The organism is Thauera sp. DNT-1 (assembly GCF_055393985.1).
Genome location: NZ_AP043752.1, coordinates 718,219 through 736,078, shown reverse-complemented (window position 1 = coordinate 736,078; position 17,860 = coordinate 718,219). Strand labels below are relative to the sequence as shown.

At 70.2% G+C, this 17,860-nt stretch carries 14 protein-coding genes and 1 CRISPR repeat array (1 of these 15 cut by a window edge); of the genes, 4 read left to right on the top strand and 10 right to left on the bottom strand.

The window, feature by feature from the left end:
• Positions 1-104: 104 nt before the first annotated feature.
• The 4 genes from ACZ5PP_RS03480 to ACZ5PP_RS03465 form a co-directional block, all read right to left on the bottom strand.
• Positions 105-686 carry an NADH-quinone oxidoreductase subunit B family protein gene (locus tag ACZ5PP_RS03480; RefSeq protein WP_012585447.1) on the bottom strand — a complete coding sequence of 194 codons (582 nt, stop codon included), beginning with the start codon at positions 684-686 and terminating at the stop codon, positions 105-107.
• Entirely contained in the window at positions 683-1,414 is a 732-nt protein-coding gene (locus ACZ5PP_RS03475) for a 2Fe-2S iron-sulfur cluster-binding protein (RefSeq protein WP_004302164.1), read from the bottom strand. The genes ACZ5PP_RS03480 and ACZ5PP_RS03475 overlap by 4 nt, the downstream gene beginning before the upstream one ends.
• Positions 1,411-3,294, bottom strand: a complete 1,884-nt coding sequence (locus ACZ5PP_RS03470) for an NAD(P)H-dependent oxidoreductase subunit E (protein WP_464826760.1) — start codon at positions 3,292-3,294, stop codon at positions 1,411-1,413. Before ACZ5PP_RS03470 ends, ACZ5PP_RS03475 begins: the two co-directional genes overlap by 4 nt.
• Positions 3,295-3,448: 154 nt before the next feature.
• Complete coding sequence (locus tag ACZ5PP_RS03465) at positions 3,449-5,923, bottom strand: glycogen/starch/alpha-glucan phosphorylase (RefSeq protein ID WP_012585446.1); 2,475 nt, start codon at positions 5,921-5,923, stop codon at positions 3,449-3,451.
• A 268-nt stretch (positions 5,924-6,191) separates the two neighbouring features.
• Between ACZ5PP_RS03465 and ACZ5PP_RS03460 the strand changes: the two genes are divergently transcribed.
• Positions 6,192-6,776 carry a class I SAM-dependent methyltransferase gene (locus tag ACZ5PP_RS03460; RefSeq protein ID WP_464826759.1) on the top strand — a complete coding sequence of 195 codons (585 nt, stop codon included), beginning with the start codon at positions 6,192-6,194 and terminating at the stop codon, positions 6,774-6,776.
• A gap of 234 nt (positions 6,777-7,010) precedes the next feature.
• Here the strand turns inward: ACZ5PP_RS03460 and mnmH are convergent, their stop codons facing one another.
• A complete protein-coding gene (gene mnmH / locus ACZ5PP_RS03455; RefSeq protein WP_464826758.1) occupies positions 7,011-8,063 on the bottom strand; it encodes a tRNA 2-selenouridine(34) synthase MnmH in 1,053 nt (350 codons plus the stop codon).
• A gap of 59 nt (positions 8,064-8,122) precedes the next feature.
• On the opposite strand from mnmH, the gene selD reads away from it, so the two are divergent.
• Positions 8,123-9,163 (top strand): selenide, water dikinase SelD, encoded by a 1,041-nt coding sequence (gene selD / locus ACZ5PP_RS03450; RefSeq protein ID WP_374617070.1) that lies wholly within the window; start codon positions 8,123-8,125, stop codon positions 9,161-9,163.
• Between the two features lie 249 nt (positions 9,164-9,412).
• Here selD and ACZ5PP_RS03445 read toward each other — a convergent pair whose 3' ends face one another.
• Complete coding sequence (locus tag ACZ5PP_RS03445) at positions 9,413-10,048, bottom strand: arylesterase (RefSeq protein WP_004302151.1); 636 nt, start codon at positions 10,046-10,048, stop codon at positions 9,413-9,415.
• On the opposite strand from ACZ5PP_RS03445, the gene ACZ5PP_RS03440 reads away from it, so the two are divergent.
• Positions 10,032-10,736 carry an ABC transporter ATP-binding protein gene (locus ACZ5PP_RS03440; protein ID WP_012585441.1) on the top strand — a complete coding sequence of 235 codons (705 nt, stop codon included), beginning with the start codon at positions 10,032-10,034 and terminating at the stop codon, positions 10,734-10,736. The two genes, ACZ5PP_RS03445 and ACZ5PP_RS03440, sit on opposite strands and share 17 nt — an antisense overlap.
• 113 nt (positions 10,737-10,849) lie before the next feature.
• Here the strand turns inward: ACZ5PP_RS03440 and serB are convergent, their stop codons facing one another.
• From serB to ACZ5PP_RS03420, 4 genes are all read right to left on the bottom strand, one after another.
• Positions 10,850-11,695 (bottom strand): phosphoserine phosphatase SerB, encoded by an 846-nt coding sequence (gene serB / locus ACZ5PP_RS03435; RefSeq protein ID WP_004302146.1) that lies wholly within the window; start codon positions 11,693-11,695, stop codon positions 10,850-10,852.
• Positions 11,692-12,768 (bottom strand): 3-deoxy-7-phosphoheptulonate synthase, encoded by a 1,077-nt coding sequence (locus ACZ5PP_RS03430; RefSeq protein ID WP_004302143.1) that lies wholly within the window; start codon positions 12,766-12,768, stop codon positions 11,692-11,694. The genes serB and ACZ5PP_RS03430 overlap by 4 nt, the downstream gene beginning before the upstream one ends.
• 142 nt (positions 12,769-12,910) lie before the next feature.
• The gene (locus ACZ5PP_RS03425) at positions 12,911-13,294 is read right to left on the bottom strand and encodes a cupin domain-containing protein (protein ID WP_004302141.1); all 384 of its coding nucleotides are present in this window, start codon (positions 13,292-13,294) and stop codon (positions 12,911-12,913) included.
• Between the two features lie 130 nt (positions 13,295-13,424).
• Positions 13,425-13,661 (bottom strand): hypothetical protein, encoded by a 237-nt coding sequence (locus tag ACZ5PP_RS03420; protein WP_041589656.1) that lies wholly within the window; start codon positions 13,659-13,661, stop codon positions 13,425-13,427.
• A 168-nt stretch (positions 13,662-13,829) separates the two neighbouring features.
• Between ACZ5PP_RS03420 and ACZ5PP_RS03415 the strand changes: the two genes are divergently transcribed.
• Entirely contained in the window at positions 13,830-14,513 is a 684-nt protein-coding gene (locus ACZ5PP_RS03415; RefSeq protein WP_012585440.1) for an SDR family oxidoreductase, read from the top strand.
• Positions 14,514-14,589: 76 nt separating this feature from the next.
• Positions 14,590-17,860: direct repeats of the CRISPR family, unit length 29 nt; unit sequence GGGCCTATCCCCGCGGACGCGGGGGAGCC (it continues 418 nt past the right edge of the window).

Sequence of the window (17,860 nt, the reverse complement as noted above, 5' to 3'; positions counted from 1 at the left end):
ATATCGTCGTCAGTGAGAGGCTCGCGGCTTGCGCCACTCCTGCCGAAAAGCGAGGTGCTCGAGCTTCCTGCAGGAGCGGCGCGAGCCGCGAGCCTTTCGGGGTTTCAGTCATAGTGCAGCAGCCCATGTCCCAGGCTCGGGTCCTTGCCTTCGATCAACTGGGTCAGGAAGGCCCAGATCGCGTCGCCCGATGGCGGGCAGCCAGGCAAGAAGTAATCGATCCTCACCACCTCATGCACCGGATGGACCTGGTTGAGCGGCAGCGGCAGCTCGGGGTCGTCGGGAATGCGGCTGCCCTCGGCGAGACCGTGGCCGGTTCGATAGACCTCCTGCAGGAGGTCGGCGAGCTCGAGGTGATTGCGCTGTGCAGGCAGCCCGCCGTTGACCGCGCACGCGCCGAGCGCGATCAGCACCTTGCAGTTGGCGCGGAATTCGCGCAGCACATGCACGTTCTCGGCGTTGCACACCCCGCCCTCGATGAGGCCGATGTCGCAGGGGCCGCAGTGCTTGATGTCGGTGAGCGGCGAGCGGTCGAACTCGACGAGTTCGAGCAGCGGCAGCAGGCGCTCGTCGATGTCGAGAAAGGACATGTGGCAGCCGAAGCAGCCCGCGAGCGAGACGGTGGCGACCTTGAGCTTGCGTGGCGCGCCGCCAGCGTCGATCTTTGCGATGTCGATGTCCATCATCGAGCCTCCTCGATGCCGGCACCGGCCTTGCCTTCGGGGCTGGTGCTCGCGCTGATCGGCCGGCGGTCGTAGGTCCGCTGCCCGATCGGCACGGCGAAGCCCACCCGTTTACTGAGGATCACGCCCACCGGACAGACCGCGGCGGCGCGGTCGGTGACGGCGAAGTCGGTGTCGGCGAGCCGCCCCGTGTCGCTGTTGACCACCAGGTGCGACTGCGTGCCGCGGCCGGCGAGCGCGAACACGTTCTTGCCGTCGACATCGCGGCTGGCGCGCACGCACAGCTCGCACAGGATGCAGCGGTTGAACTCGAGCAGCACGTCGGGGTGCGAGGCGTCCACCGGGCGATCGGGGTAGAAGTGGTCGAAATGCGGCGTCAGCATGCCCATCTCGTAGGCGGTGGCTTGCAGTGCGCAGTCGCCGCTCTTCTCGCACGAAGGGCAGAAGTGGTTGCCTTCGACGAAGAGCAGCTGCAGCAGCGTGCGGCGCTTGGCGTCGAGCTCTGCCGTGCGGTTCTCCACCTCCTGGCCGGCGGCGGCGCGCACCGTGCAGGACGTGGCGAAGCGCCCGCCGATCTTCACCGTGCACAGCTTGCACGAGCCGTGCGCGGCAAAGTCGGGGTGCCAGCACAGGTGCGGGATGTACTTGCCCGCGGCGGCGGCGGCCTGCATCACGGTCTGGCCGGGGGTGAAGGGGATGTCCTCGCCGTCGAGCAGGAAGGAATCGTTCATGGCTGCAGATCCTTTGCCGAGGCGGCCTCGGCGGAGGAGGGGACGGACTGCGCGGCGCCCGCTGTGGTGGCGCCCTGCGCATGGGGGCGCTCCTCGACCAGGGCCTCGTGGTTGTCGCCGAGGTGGGCGCCGGGGTCGTCGCGGCCGGTCATCCGGCGCGCCTGCGACAGCGCCGCGTCGAGGTCGAAGGCGGGCTCGTAGTCGGGCGAGTGCAGGCGGCGCTCGAAGGCGGGGCGGAACTTGGCCAGCATGTCGTCGATCGCGATCGTCGCCGTGTTGCCCAGGCCGCAGTGGCTGGCGCCCTGCATCAGGCGGTGCATCTTCGCGATCTCGTCGAGGTCGTAGGGCGAGCCGTGGTCGGCGGCGAGCTTGTCCAGCAGGCGGGCGTTGACCGCGGTGCCGACGCGGCAGGGCGTGCAGAAGCCGCAGCTCTCGTGGGCGAAGAAGTGGGCGAAGTTGTGCGCCACCTCGAACATGTCGCGGGAACGGTCGAACACCATGATCGAGCCGCCGGTGGCGACGTCCTCGAAGGCGATGCGACGACCGAACTCGTCGGCCGCCAGGCAATGCCCGGCCGCGCCGGCGCTCGTCACCGCCTGCGTGTCGTGCGCGCCGGCGGCCTCGAGTACCTCGGCCACGGTGACGCCGAACGGAAACTCGTAGATGCCCGGGCTCTCGACGTCGCCCGACACCGACAGCAGCTTGGTGCCGGTCGAGGCCGGGGTGCCGATGGCGTGGAACCAGTCGCCGCCGCGCACCGCGATCAGCGCGGCGAGGGCGAGCGTCTCGACGTTGTTCACCGTGGTCGGCTGCCCGCGATAGCCGTTGGTGACCGGGAAGGGCGGGCGGATGCGCGGCTTGCCCGGCTTGCCTTCGAGCGACTCGATCAGCGCGGACTCCTCGCCGCAGATGTAGGCGCCGGCGCCGAGGTGGATCTCGATGTCGAAGGAGAAGCCGCGGCCCAGGATGTTGCGCCCGAGCAGGTTCTGTTCGCGGCGCTGGGCGAGGCGTGTTTCCAGGCGGTCGAGCAGGTAGCGGTATTCGCCGCGCAGGTAGATGAAGCCCTTGTTGGCGCCGATCGCCATGCCGGCGATGCACATGCCGTCGACCACCAGGTCGAAGTAGCTCGACAGCAGCACGCGGTCCTTGAAGGTGCCGGGCTCGCCCTCGTCGGCGTTGCAGATCACGTAGTGCGCGTCGCCCCAGGCGTCGCGGCACGAGCGCCACTTGATGTCGCTGCCGAAACCCGCGCCGCCGCGGCCGCGCAGTCCGGAGCGCTCGATCTCCCACAGCAGCCCGGTGGGGCCGCGCTCGAGCGCCGCGGCGAGCGCCGCACCCGGCGCCAGGCCATGGTCGAGCAGCACGTCGCGGCGGCGGAGCTTGTCCTCGACATGGAACCACTCCGGCGGCCAGTCGCCCACCGGCACCCGGCGGCGGATCAGGTGCGCCATCTCGTCGATGCGCTCGAGCGTGAGGCGGGTGATCGTGCGCCCGTTGGCCAGCAGCGCCGGCCCCTGGTCGCACATGCCGGTGCACGAGGTGGTCGACACGCTCGCCAGGCCGTCCTCCGACACCTTGCCCGGCTGCAGCCAGAGCTTGTCGCACAGCGTCTGCATCAGCGCCTGGTTGCCGAGCATGCGGTCGGTGATGTTGTCGGAGAACAGGATGCGGTATTCGCCCGCCGGCCGGGTGTGCAGGAAGCTGTAGAAGCTCGCGGTGCTCTCGACGCGGGCGCGCGGGATGCCGAGCGCGCCCGCCAGCGCGGAGAGCGTGGCCGGCGGCAGCCAGCCGTCACGGGCCTGGAGCTCGATCAGGATCTGCAGCAACTGCAGCGGATCGCGCCGGTGACGCTCCAGGATGGTTTCGAGTTCTGCCGTCATCGCCGCAAGCTCCCTGTGATTGCGTGCCCCTGCCGCGCGATTATCGCCCGCCGCACTCCTGGACGCTCATGGAAAGCGTGCGCGGGGCCGATGCATTGCACTTATTCGTGCCGATCGCGCCGCGGGCGGCCCCCATGCCGCCGCCCGCGTGCCTTCATAGCCCGCCCGGGCTGCCGATGCGCAGCGGCTCGGTGTGCCAGATCGTGCGCGCGTACTCGGCGATGGTGCGGTCGGACGAGAACGCCCCCATGCCGGCGATGTTGAGCAGGCTGCAGCGGCTCCATTGCAGCGGATCGCGGTAGCGCGCGTCGGCCTGGTCCTGGGCGTCGAGATAGCTGGCGTAGTCGGCCAGCAGCAGGTAGTGGTCGCCCCAGTTCACCAGGGTGTCGAAGATCGCCTGGTATCGCCCCGGCTCGTCCGGGCTGAAGAGGCCCGCCCGGATCGCGTCGAGCGCCGCGGCCAGGCGCGCGTCGCGCTCGTAGTACTGACGCGGCTGGTAGCCGCCGTTGCGGATCTGCGCGACCTCGGCTGCGGTGTGGCCGAAGATGAAGATGTTGTCCTCGCCGACCTGCTCGCGGATCTCGACGTTGGCGCCGTCCAGCGTGCCGATGGTGAGCGCGCCGTTGAGTGCGAGCTTCATGTTGCCGGTGCCCGAGGCCTCGGTGCCGGCGGTGGAGATCTGCTCGGAGAGGTCTGCGGCCGGAATGATGAGCTCGGCCAGGCTGACGCTGAAGTTGGGCACGAAGACCACCTTGAGGCGCTCGCCGACGCGCGCATCGGCGTTGATGACCGCAGCCACGTCGTTGATGAGGCGGATCACCAGCTTGGCCATGCGATAGGCCGAGGCCGCCTTGCCGGAGAAGATCGCCACCCGCGGCACGTGTTCGCCGTTCGGCTCGGCGAGGATGCGTTGGTAGCGGCTCACCAGGTGCAGCACGTTGAGCAGCTGGCGCTTGTACTCGTGGATGCGCTTGACGTGAACATCGAAGAGCGCGGCCGGATCGACGTGGAGCCCGCAGTGCTGGCCGATCCACTGCGCCAGACGCAGCTTGTTGGCCTGCTTGACCGCGCGCAGCGTGTGCAGGAAGTCGGCGTCGTCGGCGTGCGCGCGCAGGCCCTGGAGCTGCTCGAGGTCGCGCCGCCAGGCTGGACCGATGCGGCTGTCGATCAGCGCCGCCAGCCCTGGGTTGGCGTGCGCCAGCCAGCGCCGCGGCGTCACGCCGTTGGTCTTGTTGTTGAAGCGCTGCGGCCAGGCGCGCGCGAAGTCGGCGAAGATCGACTCGCGCATCAGCGCCGAATGCAGCGCCGAAACGCCATTGACCGAATGCGAGGCGACGATCGCGAGGTAGGCCATGCGCACGCGGCGCTCGCCCTGTTCATCGATCAGCGACATGCGGCGCATGCGCTCGACGTCGGGCCCGAGCTCGGCGTTGAGCTCGGCGAGGAAGTGCGCGTTGATGTCGAAGATCATGCGCAGGTGGCGCGGCAGCACGCGGCCGAGCATCTCCAGCGGCCAGGTCTCGAGCGCCTCGTGCATCAGGGTGTGGTTGGTGTAGGAGAACACCCGCCGGCACAACGCCCAGGCGCGCGCCCATTCCAGCCCGTGTTCGTCGACCAGCAGGCGCATCAGCTCGGGCACCGCGAGCACCGGGTGGGTGTCGTTGAGGTGGATGCTGACCTTGTCGGGCAGGGCGTCGAAGTCGGTGTGGCCGACGCGGTAGCGGCGCAGGATGTCCTGCAGGCTGGCGGAGACGAAGAAATACTCCTGGCGCAGGCGCAGTTCGCGACCCTCGAGGGTGGAGTCGTCCGGGTAGAGCACGCGTGAGACGTTCTCGGAGTGGTTCTTGCTCTCCACCGCGCCGAAATAGTTGCCGCGGTTGAAGGCCGACAGGTCGATCTCCTCGGTGGCGCGTGCTGACCACAGGCGCAGGGTGTTGGTCACCTCGGTGCCGTAGCCGGGGATGATCGAGTCGTAGGCCATCGCCAGCACGTCGTCGGTGCCCACCCAATGCACGCGCCCGCCATCCTCCTGCAGGTGGCCGCCGAAGCGGATGCGCATGCGGATCTCGGGGCGGGGGAACTCCCACGGGTTGCCGTGCGTGAGCCAGTAGTCGGGCACCTCGACCTGTTGCCCGTCGACGATCTGCTGGCGGAACATGCCGTAGTCGTAGCGGATGCCGTAGCCGAAGCCGGGCACGCCGAGCGTGGCCATGGAGTCGAGAAAGCAGGCGGCGAGGCGACCGAGGCCGCCGTTGCCGAGCGCGGCGTCGGGCTCGAGCTCGGGCAGGCTGTCGGGGTCGATGTCGAGCAAGCGCAGCGCCTCGCGCACGGGGCCGGCGAGTTCGAGGGCGAGCATGGCGTTGCCCAGGCTGCGGCCGATGAGGAACTCCATCGACAGGTAATAGACGCGCTTGACGTCCTGCGCGTAGCTCGCCCGTGTGGTCTTCATCCAGCGCTCGACCAGGTGGTCGCGCACGGTGTAGGCGACTGCGTGCAGCCAGTCTTCCGGCAGCGCCGACTCGGGGTTCTTGCCGATCTGGTACATCAGCTTGTTGGCGATCGCGCGCTTGAGCGACTCGACGTCGGTGCTGGGGCGGTCGTACTGGAGGGTGAACTGGGCAAGATCCATGGTGACGTCGGTGAAGGTCCGGTAATCGGGTGGCGCGGCCGCGGCCGGCGTGGTGACGTGGCTAAATCCGCTAGTTTAGGCCTTTCGCCTGCAATGGCGCTCGATCGCCCGCCCGTGCCTGTGCGTCGGTCCCGGCATGGGGCGCGCGGGCAGCGCGAGGTGGGAAGGCAAGCCTGCGGCGCACGGCATGCCGAGCGTCGCTAGAATGCGGTGGCCACGCCCGGTCTTGCCGCGCCCCCGCGACGAGGCTTGCATCCAAGGAGCCCCCATGTCTTCCGATCCCGTCCCCGAACCCCGCCGTCACCCCAGCCTGCACGGTGCCGGCGGCGCCCCCTCCGATTGGGTACGGCGCTTCACCGCGCTGCTCGCGGACGGCGCGCGCGTGCTCGACTTCGCCGCGGGGGGCGGCCGGCATGCGCGCTGGCTTGCCGCGCGCGGCTGCAGCGTCACCGCGGTCGATCGGGACGCGGCGGCGCTGGCGACGCTGGATGGGGTGGCGGGGATCGCGACGCGAGTACTCGAGCTCGAGGGTACGGACTGGCCGCTCGGCGGCGAGCGCTTCGACGCCGTGGTGGTCGCAAATTACCTGTACCGGCCGCGCTTGGCGGAGCTTTTCGAGCTGGTGCGCCCGGGCGGCGTGCTGATCTACGAGACCTTCATGCTCGGCAACGAGCGCTTCGGCAAGCCCTCGAACCCCGATTTCCTGCTCCGTCCGCGCGAACTGCTCGACTGCCTTCCGGAGGGCTGGAGCGTGGTGGCCTTCGAGCAGGGCGAGATCGAGCGTCCGGCGATGATCCAGCGCCTGTGCGCGACCCGCGGCGCGTCGCCGGGCCGCCTGCCACAATCCGTCTAGGCTTGGCGGCCACCTGGGCGAAGATGCGACGGTGTCCGCCCCTCGGCCGGCGAGATCGCGACCTGCGTCGCCGCAACGGGCCGACCCGATCGCGACTCGCGTCGCTCCCACCGGCCGATGCGGACGTCGGCGCCACAGGGAACGCGCCGGTTCTTCGAGGAAACGCGCGTCCCGATTGGGGTGGCGGGGCGGGTGAAAAAAGTGGCGGGGCTGCTCGGGCTCGCCCCGGACGCTTCACTCCGCAGCTTCGGCGAGAATGCGACCGGCCAGCGCGCGCACCCCGGCCGTGCTCAGGTCGGCGCTCTCCACCCGCAGCGCGTCGGCGTAGTGCACGTAGTTGTGATTCTGCGAACGATGGTAAAGCGGGTCGTAGTGCTGGTCGATCAGCTCGGCGAACAGCTCGGGGAGCGCGTGTGCGGCGGCGAGCGATTTCCAGCGCTCGAGCGTCTCGCGGCTCTGGTGCTCGCGCAGGCGGTGCAGCTTGTCCTGCAGCGCGCCCACGTCGTCGCCGAGGTAGGCGTAGTCGCGCACCAGAAACTCGAGGCGGGCCGCGCGCGTGGCGTCGATCAGGATGCAGGGCGCGCGCCGCATCGCCAGGATCAGCGCCTCGGGCACGAAGACCAGGCCGATCTTGCGGCTCTCGGCCTCGACATACACCGGGCGCGCCGGATCGAGCCGGCGCAGGCGATCCCACAGCAGGGTCTCGAAGCGCTTCTGCGCCGGCTGCGGACGGTCGGGCAGGGCGCCGAGCACCGAGCCCTTGTGCGCGGCGAGGTCCTCCAGGTCGAGCACCTGCGCCCCTTGCGCCGCGAGCGCCTCGAGCACGCGCGTCTTCGCGCTGCCGGTCGGGCCGCACACGATGCGCAACGCCAGCGTGGGCACGATGCGCTCGATCTCGGCGATCACCAGGTGGCGGAAGGCCTTGTAGCCGCCCTCGAGCTGGCAGGCGTCCCAGCCCACCATGCGCAGCCAGGTGGTGAAGGAGCCGCTGCGCTGGCCGCCGCGCCAGCAGTAGATGAGGGGGCGCCAGTTCTTGGGCTTGTCCTGCAGCACCGCGAGCATGTGGCGCGAGATGTTGGCGGCCACCAGCGCGCCGCCGAGGCGGCGGGCGTCGAAGGCGGACTGCTGCTTGTACATCGTGCCGACGACGATGCGCTCGTCGTTGTCGAGCACCGGCAGGTTGATCGCGCCGGGAATGTGGTCTTCGGCGAACTCGGCGGGCGTGCGCGCGTCGATGATCTCGTCAAAGCCGGACAGCTGTGCTACGGTCGCGACGCCTTTTTGCATGATGTTGACACGACGCGCGGCGCCCACTTGCGCCGCGCGTCGCTTTCTCTCCCGGAAACATGAACGAAATCAGACTGACCGAATTCTCCCACGGCGGCGGCTGCGGCTGCAAAATCGCCCCCGCCGTACTCGCCGAGCTGCTCGCTACCATGCCCGCCGGCCTCGTGCCACCCGAGCTGCTGGTGGGGACCGACACCGCCGACGACGCCGCCGTCTACAAGCTCAACGAGCGCCAGGCCATCGTCGCCACCACCGACTTCTTCACCCCGATCGTGGACAACCCGCGCGACTTCGGCCGCATCGCCGCCACCAACGCGCTCTCCGACGTCTATGCGATGGGCGCCCAGCCCATCCTGGCGCTGGCGATCGTCGGCATGCCGCTCGACAAGCTGCCGCCCGCGGTGATCGGCGAGATCCTCAAGGGCGGCGCCGAGGTCTGCCGCGACGCGGGCATCCCGGTCGCCGGCGGGCACTCGATCGACGTGCTCGAGCCGATCTACGGTCTGGTCGGCCTCGGCGTGGTCGACCCCGCGCGCGTGCGCACCAACGCCGGCGCCAAGGCGGGCGACGTGCTCATCCTCACCAAGCCGCTCGGCATCGGCATCCTCTCGGCGGGCTTGAAGAAGGGCCGGCTGTCGGCAGACGGTTACGCGCAGATGATCCGCTGGACGACGACGCTCAACCGTGTCGGCGCCAGGCTCGCCGACCTCGACGGCGTGCACGCGGTGACCGACGTCACCGGCTTCGGCCTCGCGGGGCACCTGCTGGAGATGTGCCGCGGCGCGTCGCTGACCGGCGCGGTGCGCTTCGATGCGCTGCCGGTGATCGAGGAGGCGCGCGCCCTGGTCCGGGACGGCGTCGCCACCGGCGCGTCGACGCGCAACTGGGCGAGCTACGGTGCCAGCGTGGAGCTGCCGGTGGACGCCCCGGAGTGGCAGCGCAAGCTCGTCACCGACCCGCAGACCTCCGGCGGCCTGCTGATCGCCTGCGCGCCGGAAGCCGTCGAGGCCGTGCAGGCCGCGGTGCGCGCCGAGCAGGGCGAGGCGGGGACGATCGTCGGCGAGATGAAGGCGGGCGCAGCGCGGGTGGTGGTGGGGTAGGCGCCACGGGCGGCTGCCGTTCGGCATCGGGCGCCGTGCTCCCCTGCCTTCGGCCGCGACGCGCGACCGGGCAGTGCGATCGCGACTGGCGTCGCTCCTACAGCCAGCCCTCGGTGTTTCGGTTCTTCGTAGGAGCGACGCGAGTCGCGATCGGGCGATCGTGCCGGGACGGGCGTCGGTCGGATCCCGTGCGCCACGATCGCGCCTCGCAGCGCTCCTGCGGCTGAATTCCCCCCAGCGCTTCGAGCCTCACTTGCGCGCCGCCTTCGTCTCCTTCGCGGCAAGCAGCGGGCGAAGGCCGGCCCATACCGTGTCGACGATGCGCGGCTGCGCCTCGGCGGCCGGGTGGATGCCGTCGGGCAGGAAGAGCTCGGGGCGGTCGGCGAAGCCGTCCATCAGGAAGGGCACGAGCGGCACCTTCTTCTCCGCGGCCACGTTGGCGAAGACCTCTGCGAAGCGTTGCGTGTAGGCCGGACCATAGTTTGGCGGCATGCGCATGCCGATCAGCAGGACGCGCGCGCCCGCCGCGTGCGCAGCGTCGATCATCGCGGCCAGGTTGTCCGCGAGCAGCTGCGGCTTGAGTCCGCGCAGGCCGTCGTTGGCGCCGAGCTCCAGGATCACCAGCGTGGGCGCATGTTCGGCCAGGGCGGCGGGCAGGCGGGTGAGGCCACCCGACGAGGTCTCGCCGGATACACTGGCGTTGACCACGACATGGCGGAACCCTTCGGCCTGCAGACGCGTCTGCAACAGGGTGGGCCATTCCTGGCCCCTTTCCAGACCGTAGCCGGCCGACAGGCTGTCGCCCCATACCAGGATGGTGTCGGCGCGGGCGACGGCGCCGAAAAGGAACATGAACGCGAAGGGAATGATGAAACGCAACGGCATCGAGCTCTCCAATCCGGTCATCGAGGTCGATGACCTGTGCAAGCAGGTCGCGCTGGCCGACGGCCAGGGCGAGCTGCGGATTTTGCAGGACATCGGCTTTGCCGTGGGTGCGGGCGAGTCGGTGGCGATTGTGGGCGCCTCCGGCTCCGGCAAATCGACCCTGCTGGGATTGCTCGCCGGGTTGGACGTTCCCGCGCACGGCACGGTGCGGGTGCAGGGCCGCGACCTCTTCGCGCTCGACGAGGACGCGCGCGCAGCGCTGCGCGGCGAGGCGATCGGCTTCGTGTTCCAGTCCTTCCAGCTGCTGCCGGCGCTCACCGCGCTGGAGAACGTGATGCTGCCGCTGGAGCTCGCCGGCGTGGACGACGCGCGCGCGATCGCCACCCAATGGCTGCAGCGCGTCGGCCTGGGCAGCCGGCTCACGCATTATCCCAAGCACCTGTCGGGCGGCGAGCAACAACGCGTGGCGCTGGCGCGCGCCTTCGCGCCCGATCCCCGGGTGCTGCTCGCCGACGAGCCCACCGGCAACCTCGACGCCGAGACGGGGAGGGCGATCATCGAGCTGATGTTCGCGCTCAACCGCGAGCAGGGCACCACGCTGATCCTGGTGACCCACGACGAGTCCCTCGCCCGCCGCTGCGGCCGCGTGCTACGCATGGACTCCGGCCGCCTCAGCGAGGCCCCGTAGGAGCGACGCGAGTCGCGATCGGGCGGCGCGGTGGCGATGACGCGTCGGTGGAGGCGCGGGGGCCGGAATCGCGACTTGCGTCGCTCCTACGAAAACGGGGGCCGCGTGCGGCTTCAGCTTTCGCCGCCAGGGCCGAACAGGTCGAGGATGCCGTCCAGGCCGGTGTGGTCGAGGCAGCAGTGGGCGACGTCGCGCAGCACCGGCTTGGCGTGGAAGGCGACACCGAAGCCGGCCGCGCGCAGCATGGGGATGTCGTTGGCGCCGTCGCCGGCGGCGATCACCTGCTCGGGCCTGAGGCCCAACTCGTCGCGCGCCTGCTCCAGGTGCGCGGCCTTGGCCTCGCCGTCCACGATGTCCCCGAGCACCTTTCCGGTCAGCTTTCCGTCATACACCTCGAGCTGGTTCGCCCACGCATAGTCGAAGCCCAGCCGCGACTTCAGCCGCTCGGTGAAATACGTGAAGCCGCCCGACACCAGCATCGTGCGGATACCCGCGCGCTGCAACCCCTGCAGCAGGCGCTCCGCCCCGGGGTTGAGCTGCAGGCGGTGATCGAAGACCTCGGCGAGCGCGCTCTCGGGCAGGCCGGCGAGCAGGGCCACGCGCCGCGTCAGGGACTCGCGGAAGTCGATCTCGCCCTGCATCGCGGCCTCCGTGATCGCCGCCACCTCGCGTTTGAAGCCCTGCATGTCGGCGATCTCGTCGATGCACTCGATGTTGATCAGGGTCGAGTCCATGTCGGTCACGAAGAGGCCGAAATCGCGCAGCTGGCGGCCCTCGGGCAGCCACACGTGGTCGAGCCCCCCGGCCGCGCACGCGGCCACCAGACCTTCGACCGGCTTCGCGCCGACGAGGCGGAAGGAGCGCGTCGTGATCTGCTCGATCGCGCTCGCCTCCGACACCTTGGCGACGTTCTTGAGCGCGACGCTGTCGACGTCCTCGGCCAGCACGACCAGGTTCATGCGCGCCGCTCCCGCTTCGGCAGCACGTCGCGCAGCACGGCGGCGGACTTGCGGATCATGTCCTCGGTCGTCGCCCAATCGACACAGGCATCGGTGACCGAACAGCCGTACTTGAGCTGCGACAGGTCGGCCGGAATCGGCTGGTTGCCGGCTTCGATATTGCTCTCGATCATCAGGCCGACGATCGACTGGTTGCCCTCGCGGATCTGATGCATCACGTCCTTCATCACCAAGGGCTGGTATTCGGGCTTCTTCCACGAGTTGGCGTGCGAGCAGTCGACCACGATGTTCTTCGCCAGCTTGGCCTTCGCGAGCGCCTGCTCGGCCAGCGACACCGACACCGTGTCGTAGTTGGGCCGGCCGCCGCCGCCGCGCAGCACCACGTGGCCGTAACGGTTGCCGCGCGTGCGGGTAACCGCCGACTGGCCCTGGCTGTTGATGCCGAGGAAGCTGTGCGGACTGCCGGCCGAAATGATCGCGTTGATCGCCACCTCGAGGTCGCCATCGGTGGCGTTCTTGAAGCCGACCGGCGTCGACAGGCCCGAGGCCATCTCGCGATGGGTCTGCGACTCGGAGGTGCGCGCGCCGATCGCGGTCCAGGCGATGAGGTCGCCGTAATACTGCGGTGCGATCGGGTCGAGCGCCTCGGTGGCCGTGGGCAGGCCGAGCTCGCACACGTCGAGGAGGAATTTGCGCGCACGCTCCATGCCCACGTCGATGCGGAAGGAGTCGTCCATGAACGGATCGTTGATGTAGCCCTTCCACCCGGTCGAGGTGCGCGGCTTCTCGAAATACACCCGCATCACCAGCAGCAGCACGTCGGAGACCTCGTCGGCGAGCGCCTTCAGCCGTCGCGCATAATCCAGCCCGGCCACCGGGTCATGGATCGAGCACGGCCCGACCACCACGAACACGCGCGGATCCTTGCGATCGAGGATGTCCATCACCGCCTTGCGCCCGGCCACCACCGCAGCCGCGGCGCGCTCGGTCAGCGGCACGCGCGCCTTCACCTCGTCCGGCGAGGGCATGTGGTCGAAGGCGAGGACGTTGAGGTTTTCGGTCTGGGTGGGCATTGCGGGCACTCCGATTGCTGCCTGGAAAGCCTGCAATTGTAACGCCCGTGCCGGGGCATGTCCGCGGAGATTTGCGCGGCGCAAGGGATCGGCCGGCACGCATCGGAGCCGCGCCGCTTGATGGATCCGCCGCGCCGAGCCCCTACCCGGCAACGTAGGGCTGAACCTGGTCCTGCTCTGCCGGATGGTTGCGGGCCACCACCGCGCGCGCCGCTTCAGTGGCGCTGAGATTGATCGCCTCGTGGGGAACCCCCGCCGGAACGAACAGGAACTCCCCCGCCGCGCTGATCACCTCGTTTTCCAGCTTCGCGCCCCAGCGCGTCAGGACCCTGCCTTCGAGCACATAGATTCCGGTTTCGTAGCCGACGTGGACATGCGGCTCCGACCGGGCCCCGGGCGGGATCGTCACCAGATGCATGCTCAGCCCGCTTGCCCCGACCGTCTGCCCCGAGATCCCGATGAAATACGGCAGCCGCTGACGCGTCAGGACTTCACGGTCCGGTCGTATCGCTTGCACTTGCTTCATGTCGATCTCCTCCGCGCGGGGACGATCCCTTGGAAGTGGGTGTGGCGCATGTTGTGGATGCCTTTCCGCCGTGAAGATTCCGATGTCGCGCTCCCGCGCGCTGCCGTCCCCATCGGTGGCCGGCGACAGATCACGAGGGCCGCACCGCATCGACGACCACGAAGGCGCCTTCGCCCCGACCGGGGCGCGCCGGCTCGATGTGCCCGTTCTCCGCGAGCGGCCGGGCCAGCGTCTGCGCCCACGACCGCAGGGAAAAGCCCGCATCCAGCAGCAGGCGCTCCACTTCGCACAAGGTGGTGACGACGAGCGCGAGATCGAAACGGTGCCGGTGTGTTGAAATCGTGGCGGCGGCGTGCGCCTGTGTCACATCGATCCCTCTCGATGCAGTTTAGACGTCTTCATCTAGGATGGAACGTAGGGGCCGGAATCGCGCTCGCGCAGGAGAAAACAGTCGGCTGCCGGGCCGCCGCTTCGCCGATGATCGTGCCGCGCCCCGTGGGGAGGCTGCCCCGCCCAGCAGCCGAGGAGAAACGACATGCATGCGAATTCATTGAGCGGCCGCAGGGTGCTGGTCACGCAGGCCGACGCGTTCATGGGCCCGGCACTGTGCGAGGCCTTCCGCGCCGCCGGCGCCGAAGTCGTCCCCGACCAAAGCGCGCTGCTGGAGCGGGGGGCTGGGCGCGCGGTCATCGAGGCGGCCGGCCGCATCGACGTGCTGGTCCTCAACCTGGCGATTCCCGCGCCGAGCACGCCCGTCCATCAGGTGTCGGACGGCGAATGGGAGACCACCTTCGCCGCCCTGGTCCATCCCATGCGGGAGATGGTCGCCGCCGTCCTGCCGCAGATGATCGAACGCAAGGCGGGCAAGATCCTCCTGATGGGCAGCGCCGCCGCCCTGCGCGGGATGGCCCTGCGCTCGAGCTACGCCGCCGCGCGCGGTGCGCAACTGGCCTACATCCAGGCGGTGGGCGTCGAGGCCGCGGCGCACGGCGTCCAGGTCAACGCCATTGCGCAGAATTTCGTCGAGAACCCCACCTACTTCCCGCCCGAGGTCCAGGCCACGCCGGCGTTCAAGGACCGCCTGAAGTGGCAGGTGCCGCTGGGGCGCCTGGTCACGGCGGACGAGGACGCCAGCTTTGCGGTTTATCTGTGCAGCGAGGCGGCGAACTGCTTCGTGGGGCAGGTGTTTCCGGTGTGCGGGGGGTGGGTGAACCGGTGAGCGGATATTCGTGATCGTAGGCAGCATGCCTGTGAGGTCATACGCTCGCCCTCTCAAGATCAAATCTAGAAGGGAAGGGCCTATCCCCGCGGACGCGGGGGAGCCCCAGCGAGGCCTTCCACGCTCGTGCTCGAGGCGGGCCTATCCCCGCGGACGCGGGGGAGCCTCGTGGGCGTGCGTGAGCATTTCGCTGGCTTCGGGCCTATCCCCGCGGACGCGGGGGAGCCTCTCCAATCGTCCATGTCGTGGATACATCTGCGGGCCTATCCCCGCGGACGCGGGGGAGCCCGCCGATGCGCAGCGATCGGGATCGCCATGCGGGGCCTATCCCCGCGGACGCGGGGGAGCCCCGTAGGGCGTCGAGCCGAGCTGGTTGGACGGGGGCCTATCCCCGCGGACGCGGGGGAGCCGTCGCGTGCCCGTCTTGCGATGGCGATGGCGAGGGCCTATCCCCGCGGACGCGGGGGAGCCATCCAGAAGCACGGCGCGTATCTGTACCTGCTGGGCCTATCCCCGCGGACGCGGGGAAGCCGTCCATTGCGTCTCATGCCAGAGACGGGTGTGGGGCCTATCCCCGCGGACGCGGGGGAGCCTCAACCCCTCCACCTTCACAACCATCCGCTTGGGGCCTATCCCCGCGGACGCGGGGGAGCCCGGCAACCCTTTCCCTTCACAGGAATCCACATGGGCCTATCCCCGCGGACGCGGGGGAGCCGGTACGGATGCCGTCGACGGTGTCCATCACCAGGGCCTATCCCCGCGGACGCGGGGGAGCCCCGCCCAGGCTCGATAGCACGGCCTCGGCCTCGGGCCTATCCCCGCGGACGCGGGGGAGCCGTGGCCCTGTATCGCTTGCGCGAGGCGCCTTTGGGCCTATCCCCGCGGACGCGGGGGAGCCATCTCACCGACAAGCCGGCGCGACTCCTTGAAGGGCCTATCCCCGCGGACGCGGGGGAGCCCTGTGAAATCGCTCCCGCAGGAATTGCAGACGGGGCCTATCCCCGCGGACGCGGGGGAGCCATCTCACCGACAAGCCGGCGCGACTCCTTGAAGGGCCTATCCCCGCGGACGCGGGGGAGCCCTGTGAAATCGCTCCCGCAGGAATTGCAGACGGGGCCTATCCCCGCGGACGCGGGGGAGCCACCGCCTGCACGCGGCAGCGGCAGCCCCAGCCGGGCCTATCCCCGCGGACGCGGGGGAGCCACGGGCTATCACCCGCGATTCCCCGGCTGGCTGGGCCTATCCCCGCGGACGCGGGGGAGCCGTAGATCGCCCCACAGCTCGGGCAGGGCTCTAGGGCCTATCCCCGCGGACGCGGGGGAGCCGCGATGCCATCGGTGACCGAGCCGCCGTAGCTGGGCCTATCCCCGCGGACGCGGGGGAGCCGGCTTGTTCGGCGGCGTCGCGCAGGGCGGCAAGGGCCTATCCCCGCGGACGCGGGGGAGCCAGCTTACCGAGCTCGGCGCCGGTGCCGCATCTGGGCCTATCCCCGCGGACGCGGGGGAGCCTGGCAGGGCTGGGGTCGTCGGTTCTAAGCTTGGGGCCTATCCCCGCGGACGCGGGGGAGCCCCCCAACCTCGCCCAAGGCCCCCAGCGGCAGAGGGCCTATCCCCGCGGACGCGGGGGAGCCCGGAATTGCTCATGCCGCCTATGGTAACCATAGGGCCTATCCCCGCGGACGCGGGGGAGCCGTCACCACAGGCGCATCCGCATCGGCCGCGTCGGGCCTATCCCCGCGGACGCGGGGGAGCCTCCATCAGCTTTCAGAGCATGGATCAGATCGCGGGCCTATCCCCGCGGACGCGGGGGAGCCGCCCAGCCCTTGTCGATGCCGGGCAGGGTGCCGGGCCTATCCCCGCGGACGCGGGGGAGCCGAGATTGCCCAGCCCGCAGGGAATTGATAACCGGGCCTATCCCCGCGGACGCGGGGGAGCCGTCTTGTCGTTGTTCTGGTTCCGCACGAACAGGGGCCTATCCCCGCGGACGCGGGGGAGCCGGCTCGACGCTCTGCATGTCCCACCAGATTTCGGGCCTATCCCCGCGGACGCGGGGGAGCCCCCGCATCCGACGCGCTGCGCTGGTCCGAGGCGGGCCTATCCCCGCGGACGCGGGGGAGCCAAAGCGCGGGCCGCCGACTGGAAGTCGCCGGCGGGCCTATCCCCGCGGACGCGGGGGAGCCCACGGAATAGGCCGCGCAGCTCCATCACCGTCGGGCCTATCCCCGCGGACGCGGGGGAGCCGTCCGCAACCCAGCGCCCGTCTCGAAATCCCAGGGCCTATCCCCGCGGACGCGGGGGAGCCACGGGTCGCGCGGGCTGAACAGGGTGTAGCTGAGGCCTATCCCCGCGGACGCGGGGGAGCCAGATTAGCGGACAAGGGCGCTTGGCAACTGAGGGGCCTATCCCCGCGGACGCGGGGGAGCCAGCCTCGAGCAGACGGTCGGCATCATCGGCAAGGGCCTATCCCCGCGGACGCGGGGGAGCCTCACTGCCACCACAGCGACGGCCACAGAGCGGGGGCCTATCCCCGCGGACGCGGGGGAGCCATCGTCACGTCCCACACGAACGCCCGCAGAAAGGGCCTATCCCCGCGGACGCGGGGGAGCCGTGGAAGGCGGCAACAACCTGGTCGAGACCCAGGGCCTATCCCCGCGGACGCGGGGGAGCCACATCAGGAGCATCACAATGGCAAACGCCAAGGGGCCTATCCCCGCGGACGCGGGGGAGCCGGCGGCATGCCTTTCTTCTGGAAGGAGAAAGAGGGCCTATCCCCGCGGACGCGGGGGAGCCGGCTCCGGCCGCCCCGAGGGGCTCGATGGCTGGGGCCTATCCCCGCGGACGCGGGGGAGCCGGGTAATTCAGGACGAAGACAGCTTGCAGCTTGGGCCTATCCCCGCGGACGCGGGGGAGCCCCCGTCGCGCGCTGGCGTTCCGGTACTCGGTCGGGCCTATCCCCGCGGACGCGGGGGAGCCTCCTTCACAGCCTTCCTGATCCCGGCACTGAGGGGCCTATCCCCGCGGACGCGGGGGAGCCCTCGACTGGGACGCCTCGGTGCCGGCACCTGAGGGCCTATCCCCGCGGACGCGGGGGAGCCGTAAAAAAGCCCGCTCGTGGCGGGCTATGGGGGGGCCTATCCCCGCGGACGCGGGGGAGCCGGGGCGCGCAAGATGCACCCCGGACTGTGGGAGGGCCTATCCCCGCGGACGCGGGGGAGCCCGCATTGCCGACCCGCATCTGCTCTCCAAGCGGGGCCTATCCCCGCGGACGCGGGGGAGCCTTCGGCGGGGTTTTCTTTTGCGCCCCTGTAGGGGGCCTATCCCCGCGGACGCGGGGGAGCCCAGTACGCG

Bases quoted from the DNA above. Each gene is read 5' to 3' on its own strand.
- ACZ5PP_RS03430 (WP_004302143.1), bottom strand. From the start codon at position 12,768: ATGCCCACCCAGACCGAAAACCTCAACGTCCTCGCCTTCGACCACATG.
- mnmH (WP_464826758.1), bottom strand. From the start codon at position 8,063: ATGCAAAAAGGCGTCGCGACCGTAGCACAGCTGTCCGGCTTTGACGAG.
- ACZ5PP_RS03460 (WP_464826759.1), top strand. From the start codon at position 6,192: ATGTCTTCCGATCCCGTCCCCGAACCCCGCCGTCACCCCAGCCTGCAC.
- ACZ5PP_RS03445 (WP_004302151.1), bottom strand. From the start codon at position 10,048: ATGCCGTTGCGTTTCATCATTCCCTTCGCGTTCATGTTCCTTTTCGGC.
- selD (WP_374617070.1), top strand. From the start codon at position 8,123: ATGAACGAAATCAGACTGACCGAATTCTCCCACGGCGGCGGCTGCGGC.
- ACZ5PP_RS03425 (WP_004302141.1), bottom strand. From the start codon at position 13,294: ATGAAGCAAGTGCAAGCGATACGACCGGACCGTGAAGTCCTGACGCGT.
- serB (WP_004302146.1), bottom strand. From the start codon at position 11,695: ATGAACCTGGTCGTGCTGGCCGAGGACGTCGACAGCGTCGCGCTCAAG.
- ACZ5PP_RS03465 (WP_012585446.1), bottom strand. From the start codon at position 5,923: ATGGATCTTGCCCAGTTCACCCTCCAGTACGACCGCCCCAGCACCGAC.
- ACZ5PP_RS03440 (WP_012585441.1), top strand. From the start codon at position 10,032: ATGAAACGCAACGGCATCGAGCTCTCCAATCCGGTCATCGAGGTCGAT.
- ACZ5PP_RS03470 (WP_464826760.1), bottom strand. From the start codon at position 3,294: ATGACGGCAGAACTCGAAACCATCCTGGAGCGTCACCGGCGCGATCCG.
- ACZ5PP_RS03415 (WP_012585440.1), top strand. From the start codon at position 13,830: ATGCATGCGAATTCATTGAGCGGCCGCAGGGTGCTGGTCACGCAGGCC.
- ACZ5PP_RS03475 (WP_004302164.1), bottom strand. From the start codon at position 1,414: ATGAACGATTCCTTCCTGCTCGACGGCGAGGACATCCCCTTCACCCCC.
- ACZ5PP_RS03480 (WP_012585447.1), bottom strand. From the start codon at position 686: ATGATGGACATCGACATCGCAAAGATCGACGCTGGCGGCGCGCCACGC.